This window comes from Ruegeria sp. AJ12, assembly GCF_056536245.1.
This window is the reverse complement of record NZ_JBQFJJ010000001.1, coordinates 1,928,208-1,951,303: the sequence shown is the minus strand read 5'-3', so window position 1 is coordinate 1,951,303 and position 23,096 is coordinate 1,928,208. Positions and strand designations below refer to the sequence as shown.

General features: G+C 60.1%; 19 protein-coding genes and 1 tRNA gene. 9 read left to right on the top strand and 11 right to left on the bottom strand.

Annotated features, from left to right (window positions below; all coding sequences use genetic code 11):
- Positions 1 to 5: 5 nt before the first annotated feature.
- From ACR3E0_RS09865 to cysS, 3 genes are read right to left on the bottom strand one after another with little or no spacing between them, the layout of a single operon-like run.
- A complete protein-coding gene (locus ACR3E0_RS09865) occupies positions 6 to 788 on the bottom strand; it encodes a squalene/phytoene synthase family protein (protein WP_480478533.1) in 783 nt (260 codons plus the stop codon).
- Positions 785 to 2,419 carry a citramalate synthase gene (cimA, locus tag ACR3E0_RS09860; RefSeq protein ID WP_480478531.1) on the bottom strand — a complete coding sequence of 545 codons (1,635 nt, stop codon included), beginning with the start codon at positions 2,417 to 2,419 and terminating at the stop codon, positions 785 to 787. The genes ACR3E0_RS09865 and cimA overlap by 4 nt, the downstream gene beginning before the upstream one ends.
- Positions 2,419 to 3,816, bottom strand: a complete 1,398-nt coding sequence (gene cysS / locus ACR3E0_RS09855) for a cysteine--tRNA ligase (protein ID WP_480478529.1) — start codon at positions 3,814 to 3,816, stop codon at positions 2,419 to 2,421. The genes cimA and cysS overlap by 1 nt, the downstream gene beginning before the upstream one ends.
- Before the next feature lie 219 nt (positions 3,817 to 4,035).
- Here cysS and ACR3E0_RS09850 point away from each other — a divergent pair, with 219 nt between their 5' ends.
- Together ACR3E0_RS09850 and ACR3E0_RS09845 are read left to right on the top strand one after the other, a co-directional pair.
- The gene (locus ACR3E0_RS09850; RefSeq protein WP_480478527.1) at positions 4,036 to 4,380 is read left to right on the top strand and encodes an MmcQ/YjbR family DNA-binding protein; all 345 of its coding nucleotides are present in this window, start codon (positions 4,036 to 4,038) and stop codon (positions 4,378 to 4,380) included.
- A gap of 57 nt (positions 4,381 to 4,437) precedes the next feature.
- Entirely contained in the window at positions 4,438 to 5,625 is a 1,188-nt protein-coding gene (locus tag ACR3E0_RS09845; protein WP_480478525.1) for a pyridoxal phosphate-dependent aminotransferase, read from the top strand.
- Between the two features lie 6 nt (positions 5,626 to 5,631).
- Here ACR3E0_RS09845 and ACR3E0_RS09840 read toward each other — a convergent pair whose 3' ends face one another.
- Entirely contained in the window at positions 5,632 to 6,150 is a 519-nt protein-coding gene (locus tag ACR3E0_RS09840; protein ID WP_480478523.1) for an outer membrane protein, read from the bottom strand.
- A 421-nt stretch (positions 6,151 to 6,571) separates the two neighbouring features.
- Here ACR3E0_RS09840 and ACR3E0_RS09835 point away from each other — a divergent pair, with 421 nt between their 5' ends.
- Entirely contained in the window at positions 6,572 to 8,116 is a 1,545-nt protein-coding gene (locus tag ACR3E0_RS09835; protein ID WP_480478521.1) for a trimethylamine methyltransferase family protein, read from the top strand.
- A 53-nt stretch (positions 8,117 to 8,169) separates the two neighbouring features.
- Here the strand turns inward: ACR3E0_RS09835 and ACR3E0_RS09830 are convergent, their stop codons facing one another.
- Together ACR3E0_RS09830 and ACR3E0_RS09825 are read right to left on the bottom strand one after the other, a co-directional pair.
- Positions 8,170 to 8,415 carry an EF-hand domain-containing protein gene (locus tag ACR3E0_RS09830; RefSeq protein WP_480478519.1) on the bottom strand — a complete coding sequence of 82 codons (246 nt, stop codon included), beginning with the start codon at positions 8,413 to 8,415 and terminating at the stop codon, positions 8,170 to 8,172.
- Positions 8,416 to 8,961: 546 nt separating this feature from the next.
- Positions 8,962 to 12,591, bottom strand: coding sequence for a vitamin B12-dependent ribonucleotide reductase (locus ACR3E0_RS09825; RefSeq protein WP_480478517.1), 3,630 nt, complete (start codon positions 12,589 to 12,591; stop codon positions 8,962 to 8,964).
- Positions 12,592 to 13,123: 532 nt separating this feature from the next.
- Between ACR3E0_RS09825 and ACR3E0_RS09820 the strand changes: the two genes are divergently transcribed.
- Positions 13,124 to 13,558: a hypothetical protein gene (locus ACR3E0_RS09820; RefSeq protein ID WP_480478515.1), complete on the top strand. Its 435-nt coding sequence runs from the start codon at positions 13,124 to 13,126 to the stop codon at positions 13,556 to 13,558.
- Positions 13,559 to 13,568: 10 nt separating this feature from the next.
- On the opposite strand, the gene ACR3E0_RS09815 is transcribed toward ACR3E0_RS09820, so the two are convergent.
- From ACR3E0_RS09815 to pdxH, 4 genes are all read right to left on the bottom strand, one after another.
- Positions 13,569 to 13,645, bottom strand: a tRNA-Pro gene (locus ACR3E0_RS09815).
- A 43-nt stretch (positions 13,646 to 13,688) separates the two neighbouring features.
- A complete protein-coding gene (locus ACR3E0_RS09810; RefSeq protein WP_480478513.1) occupies positions 13,689 to 14,156 on the bottom strand; it encodes a DUF192 domain-containing protein in 468 nt (155 codons plus the stop codon).
- Between the two features lie 6 nt (positions 14,157 to 14,162).
- The gene (locus ACR3E0_RS09805) at positions 14,163 to 14,669 is read right to left on the bottom strand and encodes a cold-shock protein (RefSeq protein ID WP_480481008.1); all 507 of its coding nucleotides are present in this window, start codon (positions 14,667 to 14,669) and stop codon (positions 14,163 to 14,165) included.
- 142 nt (positions 14,670 to 14,811) lie between these two features.
- Positions 14,812 to 15,417 carry a pyridoxamine 5'-phosphate oxidase gene (pdxH, locus tag ACR3E0_RS09800; RefSeq protein ID WP_480478511.1) on the bottom strand — a complete coding sequence of 202 codons (606 nt, stop codon included), beginning with the start codon at positions 15,415 to 15,417 and terminating at the stop codon, positions 14,812 to 14,814.
- 135 nt (positions 15,418 to 15,552) lie between these two features.
- On the opposite strand from pdxH, the gene fabI reads away from it, so the two are divergent.
- The 5 genes from fabI to trpE all read left to right on the top strand — a co-directional run bounded on the left by fabI (position 15,553) and on the right by trpE (position 21,574).
- Entirely contained in the window at positions 15,553 to 16,359 is an 807-nt protein-coding gene (gene fabI / locus ACR3E0_RS09795) for an enoyl-ACP reductase FabI (RefSeq protein ID WP_480478509.1), read from the top strand.
- Positions 16,360 to 16,363: 4 nt separating this feature from the next.
- Positions 16,364 to 16,873 (top strand): xanthine phosphoribosyltransferase, encoded by a 510-nt coding sequence (gpt, locus tag ACR3E0_RS09790; protein ID WP_170434914.1) that lies wholly within the window; start codon positions 16,364 to 16,366, stop codon positions 16,871 to 16,873.
- A 77-nt stretch (positions 16,874 to 16,950) separates the two neighbouring features.
- The gene (locus ACR3E0_RS09785; protein ID WP_480478507.1) at positions 16,951 to 18,126 is read left to right on the top strand and encodes an aminotransferase; all 1,176 of its coding nucleotides are present in this window, start codon (positions 16,951 to 16,953) and stop codon (positions 18,124 to 18,126) included.
- Between the two features lie 83 nt (positions 18,127 to 18,209).
- Positions 18,210 to 20,051 carry a peptidyl-prolyl cis-trans isomerase gene (locus ACR3E0_RS09780; protein ID WP_480478505.1) on the top strand — a complete coding sequence of 614 codons (1,842 nt, stop codon included), beginning with the start codon at positions 18,210 to 18,212 and terminating at the stop codon, positions 20,049 to 20,051.
- Positions 20,052 to 20,062: 11 nt separating this feature from the next.
- Positions 20,063 to 21,574 (top strand): anthranilate synthase component I, encoded by a 1,512-nt coding sequence (gene trpE / locus ACR3E0_RS09775; RefSeq protein ID WP_480478503.1) that lies wholly within the window; start codon positions 20,063 to 20,065, stop codon positions 21,572 to 21,574.
- Between the two features lie 60 nt (positions 21,575 to 21,634).
- Here the strand turns inward: trpE and ACR3E0_RS09770 are convergent, their stop codons facing one another.
- A complete protein-coding gene (locus ACR3E0_RS09770) occupies positions 21,635 to 23,038 on the bottom strand; it encodes a divergent polysaccharide deacetylase family protein (protein WP_480478501.1) in 1,404 nt (467 codons plus the stop codon).
- Positions 23,039 to 23,096: the final 58 nt, after the last annotated feature.

Below are 23,096 nucleotides of genomic sequence, written 5' to 3'. Positions count from 1 at the left end.
CCACGTCACCAGCGCCCGGTTGCCGAGACCCACATCAGCGATAACCGTCGCCGTACCTCGCTTTGCGCCAACGCGCCCGCTGCCACCCGCTCGGGCCGGTCCACAACCTGCCTCAGCATCCATTCCGCCTGCCATCCGGCATACAGAGCCGGATGGGCCTGGGCCGAGACGGCGTCCCGGTGCGACTTTGCCCGGCTCAGACGGTCCAGCGCTGCTTGCGCCAGGCGCCGCACACCTTCGGGTGTGCCGTCCAGCAGGGGAATACGCCCGCGAGATTCGAGATCGGGAATAGCGCGAAACCAGTTGGCTACACCGACACCGTACCCGAAATCCCGCACGACCTCTTCATCCGCTGGCCCCAGAGCCTGTGCCAAAACAACAAACAGCGTACCGGAACTGCGATCGATATAGGCATCGAAATGATCCTGATCCTCAAACGGATCCCGGTAGATATCCCAGCGTCTTACGGCGACATATTCATCCAGCACCTCGGCCAGATGCGGCGACAGAATGCCAGACAAGGGCGTCACCACCTCATGTCGCCGGACCGTTACGCCGTGGCTTATTTCCTGCAACGCATCGCGCCACCATTGCAGGCGCATTTCGGCGATCATCGCTTCCTGCGTGACCCAGGGCGCGCGCGCCACCTCGACATTCAGAGCATAGATCGGAAACAGGATCGCGCGCGCCGCGACCGGCGCAGCCATCACCGCGAGAAATCGATCGGGATCGGCCCTGTGCACCAGCGCGGCACAGGCTTTGGTGTCGTCGTCAAACGAAACGCTCACTCCGCCGCTGCCTCTTGAGGTCCGCAATCCCGCACCAGTTTCCACTGAATTGCGTCCAGCAACGCCTCGAACGACGCATCCACTATGTTGGCACTGACACCGACGGTGGACCAGCGCCGCCCCTGCCCGTCCTCGCTGTCGATTATGACGCGCGTGACGGCTTCGGTGCCACCTTGCGTTATGCGCACCTTGAAATCGACCAGATGCATGTCGTCCAGTACGCGGGAATATTGCCCCAGATCCTTGGACAGCGCCTTGGCCAGCGCGTTCACCGGACCGCGATCGCTGCCATGCTCATCATGAGATTCACTGACGGACAGTTTTTTCTCGCCATCGACTTTGACCACAACGACCGCTTCGGACAGGCTGACCATATTGTTGTACTTGTTCTTGCGCCGTTCGACTGTGACCTTGTAGCGCTTGACCTCGAAGAACTCGGGCATCTGCCCCAGTTCGTCCCGTGCCAGCAACTCAAAACTCGCCTGCGCGGTGTCGTAGGAATAGCCTTCCGCCTCGCGCGCTTTGATCCGTTCCAGAATGCGCCCCAATGCCGGATCGCCGGCCTCGACCATCAGCCCGGCCTCGGTCAGACGTTTGCGCAGGTTCGATTGCCCGGCCTGGTTCGACATCGGAATGATGCGGGCGTTTCCAACCGTCGCCGGATCGACATGTTCGTAGGTCGACGGGTCCTTGAGGATGGCGCTGGCGTGCAAGCCGGCCTTATGCGCAAAGGCTGACGCGCCCACATAGGCCGATTGCTTGCTGGGCACCCGGTTGAGGATGTCGTCCAGCATCCGGCTGATCCGGGTCAGTTGTGTCAGGGCGTCCAGACTGACCCCGATATCGAAGGCCGAGGCATAGGGCTCTTTGAGCAAAAGTGTCGGGATCAGGGCCGTCAGGTTCGCATTGCCACAGCGTTCCCCCAGCCCGTTCAGCGTGCCCTGAATCTGGCGCGCGCCCGCGTCCACGGCGGCCAGTGAACAGGCCACCGCGTTTTCGGTGTCGTTATGGGTGTGGATGCCCAGGCGGTCTCCGGGAAAGCCCGCCGCTCTCATCTCAGAGACAATACGCCCGACCTCCGCAGGCAGCGCCCCGCCGTTTGTATCGCACAGAACAACCCAACGCGCGCCCGCATCCAACGCAGCGCGACACACCGCGACGGCGTAACCGGGGTTGTCCTTGTAGCCGTCAAAAAAGTGCTCGGCATCAAACAGGGCTTCCCGTCCCTGCGCCACGACATGCGCGATCGAGGCCCGCACGTTCTCGGTGTTTTCCTCCAGCGACAGACCCAGCGCATGTGTGACATGATAATCATGTGTCTTACCCACCAGACACACCGCCTGTGTTCCGGCGTTCATAACGGCGGCCAGAACATCGTCATTCTCGGCAGATCGACCTGCGCGCTTGGTCATGCCAAAGGCGGTCAGTTGGGCAGAGACCTGCGGCGCGGTTTCAAAGAAGGCACTGTCTGTCGGGTTTGCCCCGGGCCATCCGCCTTCGATATAGTCCACGCCCAGTTCGTCCAGTGCCTGCGTGATCTGCCCCTTTTCAGCGGTCGAGAACTGCACCCCCTGGGTCTGCTGCCCGTCGCGCAGGGTCGTGTCGTAGAGATAAAGCCGTTCCTTGGTCATCACACGTCTTCCAGCTTGGCGGCGTCGAATCCTGCACCGGGCACCAGTTCGACGGTATCCTTGCTCATGCGCACTTCGACCCCTGCCGCAATATAGGCCGCTTTCAGGCGGTCGACTTCCGAAAAATCCTTGTTCAGCATGGCCTCGGCCCGAGCATCGGCCAACCGTTTGGCAAAGGATGCCAGATCAGTCGCATCGGCCTCAGCCCATTCCCCCATATCCGGTGACAAAAGGCCCAGAACTTGGGCGCTTGCCAACAGGACCGCCGCGTCTCCGTCACCGGCCAGCCGGTGCAGGTCCGCGATGGCGCCCGCCGTGTTCATGTCATCCGCCAGCGCTTCGATGACCGAGGGCGCCGCGCTGGCGGCGGGCTCGATGCCCGCTGTCAGCGCCCGCCACTTGCGCAGCGTTGCCTCGGCCTCGCGCGCCTTTTTCTCGGTCCAGTCCATGGGCTTGCGATAGTGGGTCTGCAAAAACACGAACCGGATCACCTCACCCGGAACGCCTTGTTCCAGTAGATCGTGCACGGTGAAGAAGTTGCCCAGGGACTTGGACATCTTCTTCCCTTCGACCTGCAGCATTTCATTGTGCAGCCAGTACCGCGCGAAGTCGCCATGCGGATGGGCACATTTGCTCTGAGCGATCTCGTTCTCATGATGCGGGAACAACAGGTCGTTTCCGCCGCCGTGAATGTCAAAGCTGTCGCCCAGCAACTCGTAACTCATCGCCGAGCATTCGATATGCCAGCCCGGGCGACCCCGACCCCAAGGGCTGTCCCACCCCGGCAACTCATCGGTCGACGGTTTCCACAGGACAAAATCCATCGGGTTCTTCTTATACGGTGCCACCTCGACCCGCGCACCCGCGATCATGTCGTCGACAGAGCGCCCCGACAGCTTGCCGTAGTCCTCTTTCCACGTGTCGACCGCGAACAGGACGTGACCCTCTGCCGCGTAGGCGTGGCCCTTGGCAATCAGGTCGTCGATCATTGTGATCATCTGCGCGATATACTGCGTGGCGCGCGGCATCTCGTCCGGCTCCAGGGTACCCAACGCGCCCATATCGTGCAGATACCAGCCGATGGTCTCGTCCGAACGCTCCTGCACCAACTGCTCCAGCGACCCCTCAGCCCCGGCTTGTTTGCGCTTCAACGCGGTCACGTTGATCTTGTCGTCGACGTCAGTGAAGTTGCGCACATAGGTCACCTGATCCGCGCCATAGACGTGGCGCAGCACGCGAAAAAGCACATCGAACACCACGACGGGTCGCGCATTGCCGAGATGGGCCCGGTCGTAGACGGTGGGCCCACAGACATACATCCGCACGTTTTCAGGATCGATCGGAACGAAATCTTCTTTCGTCCGCGTCCGTGTGTTGTGCAGCTTGATCGTCGTCATCAGTCGGGCTCCTAAGAAACAGCATGCGGTTGCGCGTTGACGCGGGCTTAGCAACTTGTCTCAGGGATGAAAACGAAGGAAACCGGCCCGCTTGAAAAATCAGCAGGAAATGCAGCAGATAATGATGCAGGTCATCCGGTTCATGAGATTTCGCTTATCATGGCACCGGTCCCGTGCCAAGGCTTGAGTTCGCCTCGATTCACCGGCACTCTGGCACGTATGAGCCGAGATCACGTCAATTCCATCTGCCGCGACCTGCCGGGGGCCGAGTGGTCAGACCCGTGGGGTGGCGGTCATGATGCCTGGAAAATCGGTGGCAAGATGTTTGCCTGCATTGGCGTGGCCAATGACGGGGTTTCCGTCAAAACATCGGATATCGAAACGGCCCAGATGCTGATTGATGCGGGGGTTGGGGTCAAAGCCCCTTATTTTCACCGCAGCTGGGTACGACTGCCATTCGACGCAGACGCCGAGGAAATGCGCCACCGGTTGACCGCGTCCTACGATCTGGTGCGCGCGTCGCTGACGAAAAAAGTGCAGGCCCAGCTACCGCCGCGAAGCTGATTGACAATTCTGCGCCGCTCTGCCCCATTCGCCGGGAGGATCACAAGGGGTGCGACCATGAAACTGTCTGAGCGTATCACACATCTGACCGGAGGCGGCGGCGACGGGTGGGACGTCTTCTACCGAGCACGACGCATGGTCAGCGAAGGGCACGCGGTCACCGAGCTGACGATTGGCGAGCATGACATTCGCACCGATCCGTCGATTCTGGAGGCGATGGATATCTCGGCGCGGGGCGGGCATACGGGCTATGCGATGATGCCCGGCACGGATCTGCTGCGCGATACGGTGGCGGCCCGGGTCCAGATGCGCACCGGCGTTCCGACCACGCGTCAAAATGTTCTGATCACACCCGGCGGTCAGTCCGCCTTGTTTGCTGCGCATGTCGCTGCGTGCGACCCCGGCGATGTCGGGCTGTATCTCGATCCCTACTACGCCACCTATCCGGGCACAATCCGGGGTGTCGGGGCCATTGCACGCCCGGTTCAGACGACAGCCGAGGATGCGTTTCAACCGCGTGCAGACCTGATAGACGCCGCAGCCGACAAGGCCGTGTCACTCTTGATCAACTCGCCGAACAACCCGACCGGGGCGGTCTATTCCCGAGAGACGCTTCAGGACATTGCCGACCTCTGCCTGCGGCGTGACCTCTGGCTGATCTCGGACGAAGTGTACGACACGCAGGTCTGGCAGGGCGCGCATCTGTCGCCCCGTACTCTGCCCGGTATGGCCGATCGCACCCTGGTCGTCGGCTCGATGTCCAAATCCCATGCCATGACCGGCTCACGCTGCGGCTGGATTGTTGGCCCTGAAGACGTTGTTGCCCACCTGATCACCCTTGCCACACACACCACCTATGGCGTTCCCGGCTTTATTCAGGACGCGGCGAGCTTTGCGCTGAATGCAGGGCCGACGCTGGAAGACGAAATCGCCGCCCCCTTCCGCCGCCGCCGCGCGTTGGCACTCGACCTGTTGGCGGCTCAGAACACCGTCGGGCTGGTCCCTGCACAGGGCGCGATGTACGTGATGCTGGATGTCCGCGCCACGGGTCTGAGTGGCGAGGGCTTTGCCAACGCATTGCTGGACACCCATGCAATTGCCGTCATGCCCGGCGAAAGCTTTGGACATGCCGCCGCTGGCCACGTGCGCGTTGCGATGACGGTCGATGACGAACGCTTTGCTACGGCCCTGAAAACCCTGTGTGAATTTGCGGCTATGCTGGCCGAGCGTCAGGCGGCGGAATAACCGGGCTCAGAACCTGAAGGTTGTGCGCAGATTGAATACGTTGGAATCAAGCCCACCGTTCGAGCGGGTCACATCGTCAAAATTCTGGCGCAGCGCTTCGCCGCTGATGACGAAATTCTCACCGATCGGATAGGCAACGCCGATGCCGTAAACAGCGGCCGTGTCACTGTCAAACGACGTTTCCGCCCGCGCGGCCCCGACGACAACGTAACCCAGCGCCGGCCCAAAATCATAGCCGCCGCGCAGTTTCAGGCTTGTCATGCTGTCCAGGCTGCCCTGATCCTGGCTCAGGTTCAGCGATAGTCGGTTGTATTCTAGCTCACCACCCAGAACGAAATTGCCAAAATCCTGGTCGTATCCGATATGAGCACCGAATGTGGTGTCATCCCCGCTTGCGCCACCGGGACCGTCGGCATCTGCATAGCCAAAGCTGAACCCTGCATAGGCCCCTGTCCAGTCTTCTGCCAAGGCAGGACCGGCGAATGTCATCATCGCTGAGACAATCAGGGCCGAAAATGGTTTCATCAATCTCTCCGACACGTTTTCACAGGGGCGCCTAGTTGTTCTGGCGAGCTAAGGCCCGTTTATGAAAACGTGGTTTGCAACGGTTAAAATTCAATTCACGTCACGCAAAACTCCTGAATAAGTGAACGAACTATAACAGATTTCCCCCGATGCGGGAAAAAACCTCATTCAAATACTCCATAAGGCTTCGTTCGGCTCCAAGCAGGTTTTTCGCAGACAGGTCGCAAACAGGACAGATTGCGTCGGCCTTCACTGGAAGAGTCGCGGCACAAGTTGAGGACGCGCATGCACAACGAGGTTTGGAAGATCTGCCTGGTTCGCCGCACCATCGGTGCGGATCGTGGTCGTGCGGCGCGCGGTCGTCCGGGCGGGTCGTGACATCGACCACCCTAGGAACAACTCAACGACCGGACTCTGACACATGAATGATCAACCCCGAAACACTTCGCGCAGCGGCGGACGTGCCGCGCGCCGCGCCGCCCGCGCCTCTGCCCTACCCGAGTATCTGCGTCCGGTGCGCCCCGGCCTCGAGGGCGGCACGTACAAGCCGCTGACCCAATCTCAGGTGGAGCGGATTCACGAGACGGCGCTTCAGGCGCTGGAAACCATCGGGCTGGCAGATGCCCCGCAGAGCGGCATCGACTACCTGGTCGGGGCCGGGTGCATTCTGGGCGAAGACGGTCGTATTCGATTCCCCCGCGCCCTCGTCGAGGACACGATTGCCAAGGCCAACCGGTCCGTCACCCTGTACAGCCGGAATGGTGAAACCGATCTGGAGTTGACCGGGTCCAAGGTCCACTACGGAACGGCGGGCGCTGCCGTGAGCATGGTGGATGTGCACGGGCGCGAATACCGCGATTCGACCGTTCAGGATCTGCACGATGCGGCCCGGATTTGCCAACAGCTCGACAACATCCACTTCGTGCAGCGTCCGATGGTCTGCCGCGACATTCTCGACAATCAAGAGATGGACCTGAACACGATTTATGCTTGTTGTTCAGGAACATACAAGCATGTCGGCACGTCCTTTACCGACCCCAGCTACGTCGCACCCGCAGTGGAAATGCTCCACATGATCGCAGATGGCGAAGACAAATGGCGCGCGCGGCCGTTCGTGTCGAACTCGAATTGCTTTGTTGTGCCGCCGATGAAGTTCGCCACCGAAAGCTGTCAGGTCATGGAGGAATGCATCAAGGCGGGACTGCCGGTTCTGTTGTTGTCTGCGGGCATGGCCGGGGCCACCGCGCCCTCGACCATTGCAGGGGCCATAGCGCAGGCGACGGCGGAGTGCCTGGCCGGTCTGGTTTATGTAAACGCCGTAAGCCCCGGCGCCCCGGCGATCTTCGGCACATGGCCCTTTGGCCTGGATCTGCGTACCGGTGCAATGTCCGTGGGATCGGGTGAACAGGCGTTGCTGAGCGCCGGATGTGCCCAGATGCACAAATTCTACAAGTTGCCGGGCGGTGCAGCTGCTGGTGCATCGGATTCCAAGCTGCCGGACATGCAGGCGGGTTGGGAACAGATGTGTTCGAATGTCATGACCGGACTGGCCGGTCTGAACATGGTTTATGAGGCAGCGGGCATGCATGCCTCCCTGCTTGGATTTTGCTTTGAAAGCCTGATCTTGGGCGATGATCTGATTGGCCATGCGCAGCGATGCGTGCGCGGGATCGAAGTGACCGACGAAACCCTGGCACTGGATCAGATTGCCGAAGTCTGTCTGGGTGGACCCGGCCACTATCTTGGCACGGACGCTACGCTCAGCCGGATGCAGGCGGATTACGTTTACCCCAATCTCGGGGATCGCACGTCGCCAAAGGAATGGGCGGAACTGGACAAGCCCGATCTGCTGGAAAAGGCCACCGCCCGCAAGGAAGAGATACTGGCGGCACCGTCCGCAGCGAAGTTCGACCCAATTCTTGATGCCGAGATTCGCAGCAGATTCAACATTCACTTGCCCGCGTAACTTATTGAAAAACAGCGGCCCGAACAGATTCGGGCCGCCACTTTCAGCTATAATCAGCCATTGGTTGGCGGCAATAGCCCCGCTTCTTGCGCAACTGCGATCTCATCGGGATCCAATGCGCCGTCACCGTTGGCGTCCATGGTCGAGAAGCTGTCGGTATCCACCTCGGGTGCGATGACCTGAACTTCTTCAATGGTCAGAACGCCATCCCCGTTTGCATCCGCAGAGGATTGCGCTGCGGCCAGCGTCGGCAGGCCAAGTGCGATTGCTGACAGAACAGCCAGTTTTTGCGGTTTCATTATCGTGCCTCCTGAGTGAGTTTTCGAGTATTTTCGTCCGGACAGGCACCAAAGACACCGGCGACCCACCCGGCGTCACCCGCATTCCGGGATACTGACCAATTCGCGCCAATCTCCGCGTGTTTGACCGAGTCGCATCCGCAATCCCCCGCTGCACGAAATGCCCCTACCGTCGCTCGGCGGTTCTTGCCCGACCCGTTAGCGATGACCCGGCAAGGCTCTGCTCAAAAACACGACTCGGGGTTGAAAAAGAAAAGGGGGCCGAAGCCCCCTGTGAGTTTCGCCATCCAGGCTCATTTCGTTGACCGCCCGGTGTTTTTTTGCCTGCGGCCTGGACGTCGCATGAGACGAGCGCACCCGTCCCGTGAGAGAGTGGGAAGGACCGATATTCCGCCCCACCCTGTTCCCGGCCAGCACGGGCATGCTGGCCGAGTGGAGCAAGGCGCCTTGGGTAAGTCTCAGGCTTTGCCATGCTCCGTATTCGTCGGGACCGGTGTTCCGAGGGGTATCCCGGTCCCTACGCCCCGGGTTGCCGGGGCGTTTTTCTCAGCTACACCCGCTGGTTGCGCCGCAGGTGTTGCATTTCATGCAGGTGCCATTGCGCACCAGCGTGTAGTTTCCGCATTCACCGCAGGGGTCGCCCTCGTATCCCTGCATCTTGGCCTTGGTGCGGGCATCCATTCCGGTCGCAACCTCGGCCACCACGGTGGTTTCGCTCTGAACCTCGAACTGAGCGGCTGTTTCAGCCATGCCGTTCACCTCAGCCTGGCCACCGTTGAACACCACCAGATCCTGCGGCAACCGCTTGCGCAGATACCCGGTCGAGCTGATTTGTTTCAGCACTTCCAAGGACTTTGACGCCGCACTGTCACTGATTTCCGAGACGTTCGAGACATTCTCGTCCTCGCCGCGCCCCAGATCGTCGAAGGTTGCGCCTTCGGGTTTCACATGGGCCAGATCGGTGCGGTCCAGATAGGACACGGCCAATTCGCGGAAGATGTAATCGAGGATCGACGTCGCGTTCTTGATCGAGTCGTTGCCCTGCACCATCCCTGCCGGTTCGAACTTGGTGAAGGTGAAGGCGTCGACGAATTCTTCCAGCGGTACGCCGTATTGCAGACCAACCGACACCGCGATGGCAAAGTTGTTCATCATCGCCCGGAAGCCCGCACCTTCCTTGTGCATGTCGATGAAGATTTCACCCAACTTGCCGTCTTCGAACTCACCGGTGCGCAAGTAAACCTTGTGTCCACCGACGATGGCCTTCTGGGTATAGCCCTTGCGGCGATGCGGCAGCTTCTCGCGATGGCTGCGGATCATTTCCTTGACCACAACCTTCTCGATCACCTTCTCGGCCAGCACGACGGCCTTCTCCTGTGCCGATCCGCTTTCCAGCACTTCCGCCGCCTCGTCGTCATCCTCGACCAGTGCCGCCGCCAAAGGTTGCGACAGTTTCGAGCCATCGCGATACAGCGCGTTGGCTTTCACACCCAGCGACCAGCTGAGCTCATAGGCCTTTTGGCAATCCTCGATGGTCGCATCATTTGGCATGTTGATCGTTTTCGAGATTGCGCCCGAAATGAAGCTTTGCGCCGCCGCCATCATGGTGATGTGGCTGTCAACTCCAAGGAAACGCTTGCCTTTCTTGCCGCACGGGTTGGCGCAGTCGAAGATCGAATAGTGCTCTTCCTTCAGATGCGGCGCACCTTCCAGCGTCATCGTCCCGCAGACATGGTCGTTCGCCGCATCGATATCGGCTTTGGTAAAGCCTAGATGGCGCAGCAGGTCGAAGGTCGGGTCGTTTAGCTTGGTCGCAGGGATGCCCAACACGCCGGTGCAGAAGTCCTCACCCAGTGTCCACTGGTTGAAGACGAACCGGATGTCGAATGCGCTTTCCAGCGCCGCGTCCACCTTCGCCAGCTCATTGGGGCCAAAGCCGTGACCGGTCAGCGAGGTGTGGTTGATCCCCGGCGCGTTTCCGATGGTGCCGTGACCAACTGCGTAGCTGACGATCTCCTCGATCTGAGAGGAGGAATAGCCGAGCTTCTCCAATGCCGACGGCACCGAGCGGTTGATGATCTTAAAGTAGCCGCCCCCGGCCAGCTTCTTGAACTTCACCAGCGCAAAATCCGGCTCAATCCCGGTGGTATCGCAATCCATCACCAGACCGATGGTGCCGGTGGGGGCGATCACGGTGGCCTGCGCGTTGCGGTAACCGTTCTTCTCACCAAGGCTCAACGCCTCGTCCCAGGCCGACATGGCCAGATCGACCAGACGCTTGTCCGGGCAGTTGCCGTGGTCCAAGGGGACCGGCTTCACGGCCAGTTTCTCATAACCCTCGGTCACACCCTGCGACGCACGGCGGTGGTTGCGGATAACGCGCAGCATATGGTCTGCGTTGCGCTCATAGCCTTTGAAGGCCCCCAGCTCACCGGCAATCTCAGCCGAGGTGGCATAGGCCACGCCGGTCATGATCGCCGTCAGCGCGCCACAGATAGCGCGGCCCTCATCCGAGTCATAGCTGTAGCCCATGTTCATCAGCAGGCCGCCGATATTGGCGTAACCCAGACCCAAGGTGCGGAAATCATAGGAGAGCTTGGCGATTTCCTTGGAAGGGAACTGCGCCATGGTCACCGAGATTTCCAGCGTCAGAGTCCACAGGCGCGAGGCGTGCATGTAGTCCGCCGCCTGGAACTCCCCCTCCTTCAGGAAGGTCAGCAGGTTCATCGACGCCAGGTTACAGGCCGTGTCATCGAGGAACATGTATTCCGAGCACGGGTTCGAACCGCGGATCTCACCATCTTCGGGGCATGTGTGCCACTCGTTGACGGTGTCGTGGAACTGGATGCCGGGATCGGCGCAGGCCCATGCCGCGTGGCCGACCTTTTCCCACAGATCGCGCGCCTTGACCGTCTTGGCGACCTCGCCGTTTGTCCGGTTGATCAGTTCCCAATCTGCGTCTTTTTCAACCGCCTTCAGGAAGGTATTGGTCACGCGGATCGAGTTGTTCGAGTTCTGACCCGAAACCGAACTGTAGGCTTCTGAATCCCAGTCTGTATCATAGGTCGGGAACTCGATGCTGTCGTGCCCCTGCCGGGCGTAATCGAGCACGCGTTTAATGTAAGTTTCTGGGATCGCGACCTTTTTCGCCTCACGAACGGCTGTTTTCAGGCTGTCGTTCTTGTTGGGATCATAGGCATCGTCCTGCGCACCGTCCCAGCTGCGGATAGCCTCGAAAATGCCGTTCAGCATCTTTTCGTGCATCTTCGATCCGGCAACGATCGAGGCCACCTTCTGTTCTTCGATCACCTTCCATTCGATAAACTGCTCGATATCCGGGTGATCCGCATCGACGATGACCATCTTTGCTGCTCGACGGGTTGTGCCGCCTGATTTGATCGCGCCAGCGGCGCGGTCGCCGATCTTGAGAAAGCCCATCAGGCCCGAGGATTTGCCGCCACCCGACAGCGCTTCGCCATCCGCGCGCAAATGGCTGAAATTGGTGCCGGTGCCCGATCCGTATTTGAACAGGCGCGCCTCGCGCACCCACAGATCCATAATGCCGCCTTCGTTCACCAGATCATCCTGCACGGACTGGATGAAGCAGGCATGCGGCTGCGGATGCTCGTAGGCGGATTTCGACTTGGTCAGCTTGCCGGTTTTGTAGTCGACATAGTGGTGGCCCTGCGCCGGTCCGTCGATGCCATAAGCCCAATGCAGACCGGTGTTGAACCATTGCGGCGAGTTCGGTGCGGCGCGCTGGGTCGCCAACATATAGCGCATCTCGTCAAAGTAGGCGCGCGCGTCCTCCTCGGTCGAGAAATAGCCGCCTTTCCAGCCCCAATAGGCCCATGCGCCGGCAAGGCGGTCGAACACTTGCTTGGACGAGGTTTCCCCATCGAATTCGGCACCGTCTGCCGGCACCGAGCGCCACAGGAATTCGGGGACGTCCTTTTCTTTGACCTTTTTCAGCTTGGTCGGAACGCCGGCCTTGCGAAAATACTTCTGCGCGATCACATCGCTGGCAACCTGACTCCAGCTTGAGGGGACTTCTATGTCGTCGAGGCGGAAGACGATGGTCCCGTCCGGGTTCCGGATCTCTGAGGTCGCCGAAACGAAATCGAGATCTGCGTAAGCATCCTGCCCGGATTTGGTGAATTTTCTGTCAATCTTCATGTCCGCTGCCTTCGAATTAATGACCGTCTACCCGGCTTCGGGCTCGTGAAATATCAAGCCGCCCACCTAGCCGAACCTGACAGGCGCAAAGGACCGGACGCTGCCGCAAGCAGCGCAAAACCGTCCAAGCGGTTGCACAATAAGTTGGTGTGCGTTCCGTCCCTTACCTGCGCCTTTCCCTGGATTGAATACCAGATGTAGTGGCGTCATGTTTGGCCTACACAATCTGACGTATCCACCCCTACAACGTCAATGTCATTTTTCGGTCATTTTTGAAATCTTTTGTGTTGACCTGAGCCCCGCGGGGAGTAGCGGTTTTCGCATTTCCGATTCCCGCCCCGGGTCCTACGCGGCGATTTTCCGCCGATCTGCCAAAACGCAAAAAGAAATTGCTGTGTTTACCGGCATAGTTATCGCCGTTTGATCAACCACTACAAAGATGGCTAGGCTGTCACAGAATCAGCGCTGCTGCAGCGCAGAGATGGACACGTTGCGCAGGACGTAGCGCAAATGAGTGAGGACTTACAAACGGATGCTGCTGTTTCGCCTATTGCCCGTCCTGACTGTTTTCGTGGCATGTGCACCACAAAATGTGCCCAACGCATCACGCAGCGCCCAGTTCGCGCAATACCCCGAGAAACTGTTCGACACCTTCGAAACCAGTTGCGCCGGGCCGGGCGAAACGTTTGAGAAAGTCAGGAACGGCGTGTTTGAGTGCCGCGAACTGTTGCCCCCCGACACGACGGCCTATTTGATTCTCAATTACGATGGCTCTCCGCAAGACCTGCCGCACAGCGTCATGCGCCTGACCTCGACAAAAAACACAGCCGGATACCAGGTGGATGCGCAACTGTACTTCAAGGTGCCGCAAAAATCAGGATCGACCGTCGAAGTTCCGGTGGAAAGCAAATCACTGGATCGGGCCATCAGCGCGCTTTACGAGGCGATGGGCGGATCACTATCCTAAGGGAGCGAAGTGGTCGGGGCGGCGAGATTCGAACTCACGACCCCCTGTACCCAAAACAGGTGCGCTACCAGACTGCGCCACGCCCCGGACCGTGCGCCTTCCTAACGATGCCTTTTGGATTTGAAAAGCCCTAACAAGGCCAAATCGCAGGACCTTGCGAAAAAACTTCGTGCCGCATCTGGGTGCCGGCGTCGATCAGGTAGCGAGAGGACAAACCCGCATTGATCTCAAGAACGGCATAGACCGAATCGCCACCTTCGATCGGTGTCAGATCGCCGGGTATCGCGCCCTCGTGCACATGCGTGACGCGCCCTGTCCGGTCCAGAAAAATCATGTCCAGGGGAATCAGCGTGTTCTTCATCCAGAACGCCACCGGCTGTGGCGGGTCAAAAACAAACAGCATCCCCGCGCTCTTGGGCAGCGACTCGCGAAACATCAATCCGCGCGACCGTTCCTGTGGCGTTACGGCGAGTTCGACATCGAACCGCACCTGGCTTTTGTCATTCCTGAGGTCCACACGGTCGGGACGACACGCCGCCATCACGCTCCCGGTCCACAGCATTGTCAAAACCGCCAGACCCGCAAGCAATCGCATCATGGCAAATCAGTCGTCCAGTGCCGATTCCCAGGCCAAGACCTGGGCTGCCATACGTCCCCGCTTACCGTCGATCACGCGCATGGCCAGGGCTTCGCCGGGCTGAAGGTCGGCCAGGCCGGAACGGCGCAGAACTTCAATGTGCAGAAAGACATCCTCTCCGCGACCAAAGACATTGGCGAACCCAAACCCTTTGCCCTTGTCGAACCATTTGACCCGGGCGGCTTCCAGCGGCGCAGCCGAAATCTCATTCGGATCCAGCTCCGCGAAATCCGCCAGCATCATCGTGTCCGCACGGACGGGGGGATCGACGCTGATCACTTCAACCGCCTGCACACCGCGATCCGTGCGGTGCGTCATGATCTCGATCCCGGCGCCATCCGCGACGGAACTCTGACCAAAGTTTCGCAACACGTTCACATGCAACAGAATATCCGGACCGCCTTCGTCGGACACAACGAAACCGTACCCCTTTGCGGGATCGAACCATTTCACGTGTCCACGTACGCGGTACATGTTGTTCAGATCATCCGGCACAGTTTCCCCATCGCGAGTTTTTCGTGTTCGTTAAGGGTTCGTTGTTTATGGCAATGGGTAGCAAATTCAAGCCGAAAAAATCTACTGTTTTCTGATCCTTGCATTTCGCGATACGTGAACGTCATGGATTTAACCTCTGCACTTGCCACGCGGAACCCGGTTCTTCCCTTTGCCATCTGAACCGGTCGTGCAGCCGAAACGCGCCATCGGCCCAAAACTCGATCTCGGTAGGCGTTAACCTGTACCCGCCCCAAAATGGGGGGCGAGGCGGATTGGGGCCCAGTTTCGCGGTCACTTTTGCGACCTCAGCCATCAACGCAGTTCGACTGCTGAGCGGCTGAGACTGACGCGATGCCCAAGCCCCCAACCGGCTTTTTAAGGACCGCGAGGCATAGTATTCGTCCGCCTGCGCCCCGCTCTCACGGGTTATTGTACCACGAACACGAAGTTGTCGCCGCAAAGATTTCCAGTGCATAACAAATGCGGCTTTGCCCGCACCATCCAGTTCCCCGGCCTTTGCACTTTCATAATTGGTGTAAAACACAAATGCGTCCGGTTCGATTTCCTTGAGCAAGACCATCCGTGCATTCGGCATGCCATCGGCATCGACCGTTGCCAACGCGATTGCGTTGGGGTCGTTCGGTTCCGTTTCTTCAGCCTCAGCCAGCCACCGCCCCGCAATCTCAAACGGGTCAGCACCGGCAAAGACACCGTCGCGTTCGCTCATTTCCATCCCCTGGAAAGTACTGAGGTCGAACCTATGACGAGATCATAGCCTGAGCAAGAGCGCACGGCCTTGATGCAGCGCAACCAATGGCATAAACCAACCCAACACATCGCGACGACAGGCGGAGAACCAAACATGTCAAATCAGTTGATGGCCGGCAAGCGCGGCCTCATCATGGGACTGGCCAATGACAAATCAATCGCATGGGGTATCGCCCGCGCTCTGTCCGATGCAGGCGCCGAACTGGCTTTTTCCTATCAGGGCGATGCGCTGAAAAAGCGCGTCGATCCACTTGCCATGCAATTGGGCAGCGAAATTGTTCTGCCCTGCGATGTCAGCGATGAGGCGTCAATTGATGCGCTGTTTTCCTCGCTCGAAGAGAAATGGGGTCAGCTGGATTTTGTTGTCCACGCCATCGGGTTCTCGGACAAGAACGAGCTGCGGGGCCGGTATGTCGATACCAGCCGGGCAAACTTCAATCTGACGATGGATGTGTCAGTGTACTCTTTCACCGCCGTGATGCAGCGCGCGGAAAAGATGATGTCCGAAGGCGGCAGCGCCGTCACCCTGACCTATTATGGCGCAGAGCAGGTCATGCCCCATTACAACGTGATGGGCGTCGCCAAGGCCGCGCTTGAGGCATCGGTCAAATATCTGGCCGAGGATCTGGGCAAGGACGGTATCAGGGTCAACTCGATCTCTGCCGGCCCGATCAAGACGCTGGCGGCCAGCGGTATCGGGGACTTCCGCTATATCATGAAGTGGAACGAGTATAACTCGCCCCTGCGACGGAACGTGACGATCGACGATGTCGGCAAATCGGCCCTCTATCTGTTGTCTGATCTCAGCAGCGGCGTGACCGGTGAGAACCTGCATGTCGATTCCGGCTATCACATCGTCGGCATGAAAGCTGTCGACGCACCGGACGTCGAAAAGGGGTAACGGGATGAGCGCCAAGGACCGCCTGCCCCACGAAAAGGGTTTTCACATCAGCTGGGACCAGATCCACCGCGACTCCCGTGCTCTGGCCTGGCGTCTGGACGGGCAAGGCCCCGATGACGGTGCCTGGCGGGCGGTTGTCGCCATCACGCGGGGCGGAATGGCCCCCGCCATGATCGTGAGCCGCGAACTTGATATTCGCACCGTCGACACGATCAGCGTGCGGTCCTATCACCATCAGGAACAGGGCGAGGCCGAGGTGCTAAAGGCACCGGATGCCGCCCTGATGGGCGATGGCGAAGGCATTCTGATCATCGACGATCTGGTCGACAGCGGCAAAACGCTGGAGCTTGTCCGCGATCTGTATCCCAAGGCGCATTTCGCCACGGTCTACGCCAAACCCAAAGGGCGCCCCATGGTGCACACGTTCATCACCGAGGTCAGCCAGGACACCTGGATTTTCTTCCCCTGGGATATGGCGTTGCAATATGTCGAGCCGTATCGAGGGACGGATTGACATCCTGCGGACTCAGCCCTTGCCTCAAATAACCTCTGAACGGACCGCGACGGCCCACTGACACATCAGGGAATGGTATGCCTCAAACACGAACTGCCGCCACGTTTGCGCCTCCGGTGATGGAGGCGCGCCGCTGGCTGGACGGCGTTCAGTTTTCGGCCGACCGGCCGCTGATCAATGTCAGCCAGGCCGCGCCGGTCGATCCACCTCCGTTGGCTCTGCGCCAGGCGATGGCAGAGTTTGCGGTCAATACAGATGAGGCGCATCTCTATGGCCCGGTTCTGGGCAATCCTGATCTGCGCGGAGAACTGGCACGTCAGATCGGCGGGCATTACGATGCCGAGGTCGTGCCGGAACAGGTTGCCATCACGTCGGGCTGCAATCAGGCATTTGCAGCGGCGATATCAGCAATCACCGATCAAGGGGACGAGGTTATCCTGCCAACGCCTTGGTATTTCAACCATAAAATGTGGCTGGATATGGTAGGTGTTCACGCCGTCGACCTGCCCACTGGTGATGATCTGTTGCCTGACCCGGACAAAGCCCGCGCTCTGATCTCTGACAAGACCCGCGCGATTGCACTGGTGACTCCCAACAATCCCGGTGGAGTCGAGTACCCGTCCGATCTGGTCCGGGCCTTTTATGATCTGGCGCGCGACACCGGCCTTCGCCTGCTGGTCGACGAAACATACCGCGATTTCGACAGCCGCAGCGGCCCCCCGCATGACCTGTTTCAACAGCCGGGCTGGGATGAAACACTGGTCCACCTCTATTCGTTTTCCAAGGCCTATCGGCTGACAGGACATCGCGTCGGGGCGATTGCGACGAGCGCGGCGCTGTTGTCCGAGATCGAAAAATTTCTCGACACGGTCGCGATCTGCCCCGGCCAGATCGGTCAGTTCGCAGCGCTGTGGGGCATGCAAAACCTGCCCCAATGGCTTGCAGGTGAACGGCACGAAATCCTGGATCGCCGCGCCGCCATTTCAGAAGGCATGCCAAAACTGACGGCACAGGGATGGCGATTGCTGGGGTTGGGCGCTTATTTCGCCTATCTGGAACATCCGTTCGCCATTCCATCCGATGAATTGGCGCGTCGGCTGGTGGCTGAGGCTGGGATTCTTCTGCTGCCCGGCACCATGTTCATGCCGGCTCACGATCCGGCGGGCAAACAACAGGTGCGTATCGCATTTGCCAATCTCGACCGCGTGGGTATTGGCCAATTGTTCGATCGGCTGCAGGCCCTGCCCTTCTGAGCTTGCCCCCCGGCGGCACCCATCGTATTCAGGTCCGCAACCGACGGGATATGGTCCCGTCGCAAACGCACGAAGAGGGCACCATGGCCGCAGGCAAAAACAGTCTTTCCAAAACCTTTGTCTGGATTCTGATGGGCCTTTTGTTCCTGGGTCTCGCAGGGTTTGGCGCGACCAATCTCAGCGGCACGGTCCGCACGGTCGCTCAGGTCGGGGATGAGAGTGTTTCAGTCGATGCCTATGTCCGTGAATTGCAGCGGGAAATCCGTGCTGTCGAGGCCCAGACAGGTCAGCCGCTGCAAATGGCGCAGGCCCGTGAACTTGGCCTGGAGCAACTGGCCCTGTCCCGCTTGACGGCGCTCGCGGCTCTGGACAACGAGGTCGGGCAGCTCGGTATTTCCATCGGAGATGAAAACCTGCAGCGCGAGATTGTGGCGATCCCGGCATTTCAGGGGGTAAACGGCACCTTTGACCGCGAGGCCTATCGCTTTCAGCTTGAACAGGTCGGTATGACCGACACCGAGTTTGAAACCGACCTGCGCAAGGAATCTGCACGTACCATCGTACAAGGCGCGGTGATGAGCGGTGTCGAGATGCCGGTGACGCTGACAGACGCCCTGACGGATTACATCGGCGCCCGGCGCAGCTTTACCGTTGCCACCGTCGGCACCGACGCGCTGACCGCCCCGATAGCGGATCCGACTGACGCGCAGGTTCAGGCCTATTATGATGAAAACACCGACCTGTTCACCCTGCCCCGGACCAAGCGTCTGACCTATGCCATTCTGTCCCCGGACATGTTGCTGGATGGCATTAGCGTGGACGAAGACTCGCTGCGCCGCCTGTATGATGAACGGTCGGCTGAGTACCAGCAACCGGAACGCCGTCTGGTCGAGCGACTGAACTTCCCTGATGAGGCGGCGGCCAATGACGCCAAGGCACAGCTGGAAGTCGGCGGAACAACCTTTGAACAGCTGGTCCGCGACCGCGAGCTTGAACTGAGCGATATCGATCTCGGCGACGTGACACGCGAAGATCTGGGTGATGCCGCCGATGCAATCTTTGCCGCCGATCTGGACACGGTTGTCGGTCCGTTGCCATCCGTATTTGGCCCCGCGCTGTTCCGGATCAACGGATCGCTGGCGGCCAATAATGTGCCGTTCGAGGACGCCGAATCTGACCTGCGCGAAGAACTTGCGTCGGACCGGGCGCGCCGATTGATCGAGGCGCAATCCGAAGACATCAACGACATGCTGGCCGGCGGCGCGACCCTGGAAGAACTGGCTGGCGAGACCGAAATGGAGCTGGGTCAGATCGACTGGACCCGCGACAGCACCGAGGAGGTCGCCGCCTATGACGGGTTCCGAACCGCAGCCGAAGCGGTGCGCGAAGGCGATTTTCCCGAGGTTGCCTTTCTGGAAGACGGATCGATCTTTGCCCTGCGCCTGAACGAGGTGCTGCCCCGTCGCCCGGAACCGTTGGACAGCGCACGTGAGCGTGTGGCCGCCGCATGGCTGCAGGCCGAGACCAACGCAGCCCTTCAGGATCAGGCCAACTCGGTTCTGACGACGCTGGCCACGGACGGCGATTTCACCGCAACCGGCCTGCCCTTCCGGGTGGAAAACGCCCTGACCCGCACCGCATTCCTCGAAGACGTCCCGGCGGATTTCATGGGTGACGTCTTTCAGATGGAACCCGGCGAACTGCGTGTTCTCGACGGTATCAACACCGCGCTGATCGTGCGGCTCGACGAGATACTGCCCCCGGCGGAGACCGACGAACTGCGCCAGATGCAGAACGCCCTGTCCGCGCAGATGGATCAGGCCCTGGCCCAGAACATTTTCGACGCTTTTGTCCGCGATGCCCAGAGCCGGGCCCGCCCGATCATTGATCAGCAGGCACTGAACGCCGTGCAGGCGAGCTACTAGACGAGACCATCATGGCCCTGACACCCGATTTCGACAGCTTCGCGCGCGCCTATGAAGCGGGCGAAAACCAGGTCGTATACACGCGTCTGGCCGCCGATCTGGACACCCCGGTTTCGCTGATGCTTAAACTGACGGGCGCACAGAAAGACGCGTTCATGCTGGAATCGGTGACCGGCGGTGAGATACGCGGGCGTTACTCGATCATCGGAATGAAGCCGGATCTGATCTGGCGGTGTCAGGGCAAGGCATCGGCGCTGAACCGCTCTGCCCGGTTTGATGCCGAGGCGTTCACCCCGCAGGGTGGCAACCCGATGGACAACCTGCGCACCCTGCTGGACGAAAGCCGCATCGCCCTGCCTGATGATCTGCCGCAGGCAGCGGCAGGTCTGTTCGGATATCTGGGCTATGACATGGTGCGGCTGGTGGAGTACCTTCCGGATGTGAACCCGGATCCCTTGGGCCTGCCCGATGCGATCATGATGCGCCCGTCGGTCATCGCGGTTCTGGATGGCGTGAAGGGCGAAGTGACCGTTGTTTCTCCGGCCTGGGTCAGTGACGGCCAGTCGGCCAAAGCCGCCTATGCACAAGCCGCCGAGCGGGTGATGGACGCGGTGCGCGATCTGGAGCGCGCCATGCCAGCCGAGACTCGCGATCTGGGCGAGGCCCATGATGTCGCGCCACCCGTCTCCAACTTTACCAAATCCGGTTACATGGAGGCGGTCGAGAAGGCCAAGGACTACATCCGGGCGGGTGATATCTTTCAGGTTGTCCCGGCCCAAAGGTGGGCGCAGGACTTTCCCCTGCCACCCTTTGCGCTTTATCGGTCACTCAGGCGCACGAACCCGTCGCCGTTCATGTTCTATTTCAACTTCGGCGGCTTTCAGGTTGTCGGCGCAAGCCCCGAAATCCTGGTGCGCGTCTTCGGCAATGAGGTCACGATCCGCCCCATCGCGGGCACACGCCCGCGCGGGGCCACGCCCGAAGAAGACAAGGCGAACGAGGTCGATCTGCTGGCCGACAAAAAGGAGCTGGCAGAGCATCTGATGCTGCTGGACCTTGGTCGCAATGACACAGGGCGCGTGGCAAAGATCGGCACCGTCCGCCCGACCGAAGAGTTCATCATCGAACGGTACAGCCACGTCATGCATATCGTGTCAAACGTCGTCGGTGAACTGGCCGAGGACAAGGATGCGCTGGACGCTTTTTTTGCCGGAATGCCCGCCGGAACGGTCTCAGGCGCGCCCAAGGTCCGTGCGATGGAAATCATCGACGAGTTGGAACCGGAAAAACGCGGCGTCTATGGCGGTGGCGTCGGGTACTTCAGCGCCGGCGGAGACATGGATATGTGCATCGCCTTGCGCACGGCCATCGTGAAGGATCACAAGCTCTACATTCAGGCTGGCGGCGGCGTCGTCTACGACAGTGATCCCGAGGCCGAGTACATGGAGACCGTCCACAAATCCAACGCGATCCGCCGCGCGGCTGCGGATGCCGCAAGGTTCACCGGGTCTGGCAACAGCTGACACAAACGGGTGGCATCTGTCGAATGCCGCTCCGGGTCTCTACAGGTCTGTTAGATCAATCTACTGGATTTCCCGCATCATGACCGCCGAGATCGGAGCCATCGCCACACGGCTGCCGCGATCTTCCAGCCCCCAGAGCAACAAGGCTGAAATCGTCTCGGGGCGGACCCGGCCCAGCATCACGACTGTCCCTTCCTGACCCGCACGGAATGCAGCCTGGTCCAGGAACCGCCGCATGATCTTTGGGTCCTGCCGGGCGCCGTCAATATCCCGGAATATGACACCTGACGGGACACCATTGCGCGCCGCAAGTTTCTGGACCGTGTTCAGGCCATTGTCCTGCGTGATCAGGCCACGCCCGGTCCCGCCTGCAATCGCCGCAACCTGATCGGCGAGTTTCCGATTGCCCTGAATGCCCGTCCCAACGCCTTCCAGAATACCCACCGTTTCAGGCAACGTGTCCAGCCAGACAGAAAGCGACACTTCGGCATCCTGCGCACTTGCGGCCTCGGGCAGATCCGCCATGGCCAGAACTTCGAATCCGGCCGCACGGTGCTTGGCCATCTTTTCGGCGGCGTCAGGGTCTGACGGGCTCACCGCAAAGCTGATTGGATAAGGGAAATCCTGCAAAGCCTCGGCACCGAACGCCCCTTCGTCGTCGATCAGAATGATCGACATCAACGGCTTGGCCTCGGGGTTTTCAAACGCTGCTGCAAAAGCTTCGATTGGCTTGCCCGGTGCAGCGCTACCGCCAGAGTCCGCATTGACAGGTTCGTCGTCGCGATCGGTCAAGGGGACCACACGTGTGCCCACGATCGAGTTGTCACTGGTCGACTCGTCCCCGCCAATCTGCGGCAGTGCCGCTATCCGAGGCAGCTCGCGCGGTAAGACCTCTTCTTCCCCTTCCGCAGCAATAGGGCTGTTTTCGAATGGGTTTTCGTCCTCATCCTCTTGTGCGGCGTCCGGCGTGGCCGGCAGATTTTCGGGCTGTGGCTCGGGCTCAAGCACCGCCACATCCTGCGTCTCCGACTCGGTCGGGCTCTCAGGTGTTTCGTCAATCACGACGGGCTGGCTGTCTTCCTGAGGGGCTGAAGGCGCAGAACTGGGAGACGGGGGCGCCGTCGGTGCTTCGGTCACAACGGAAACTTCGGCAGACCCTGGCTGTTCCGGCTGTGCAAGACCCTGCGCCGCGCCGCCAATGGTCGGCTGATCGTCGGATCCGGTTTCGATGCCGGACAAATCGGCCAGATCATCGGACACCTCTTCGGCGGCTTTCGGCGCATGCGGCGGCAACTCCACCAGATCCGCGTCGGATCCGGCCTCGGCCACATCGGTCGGAGCCTCAGGGGCCTCAAGCGCAGCCGGTTCCGGTGCCTGCGTGGTCACAACCGTTTTGTTGGTCAGCGGAGTGTTCAGCGACAACACCGCGCCCAATATCAAAACAACGACCGCTCCTGCGATCATTCCTCCGACAAATCCGCCCATTGCTCTTGCCTTTCGCCTCTTGTCCTGCTCGCTCACC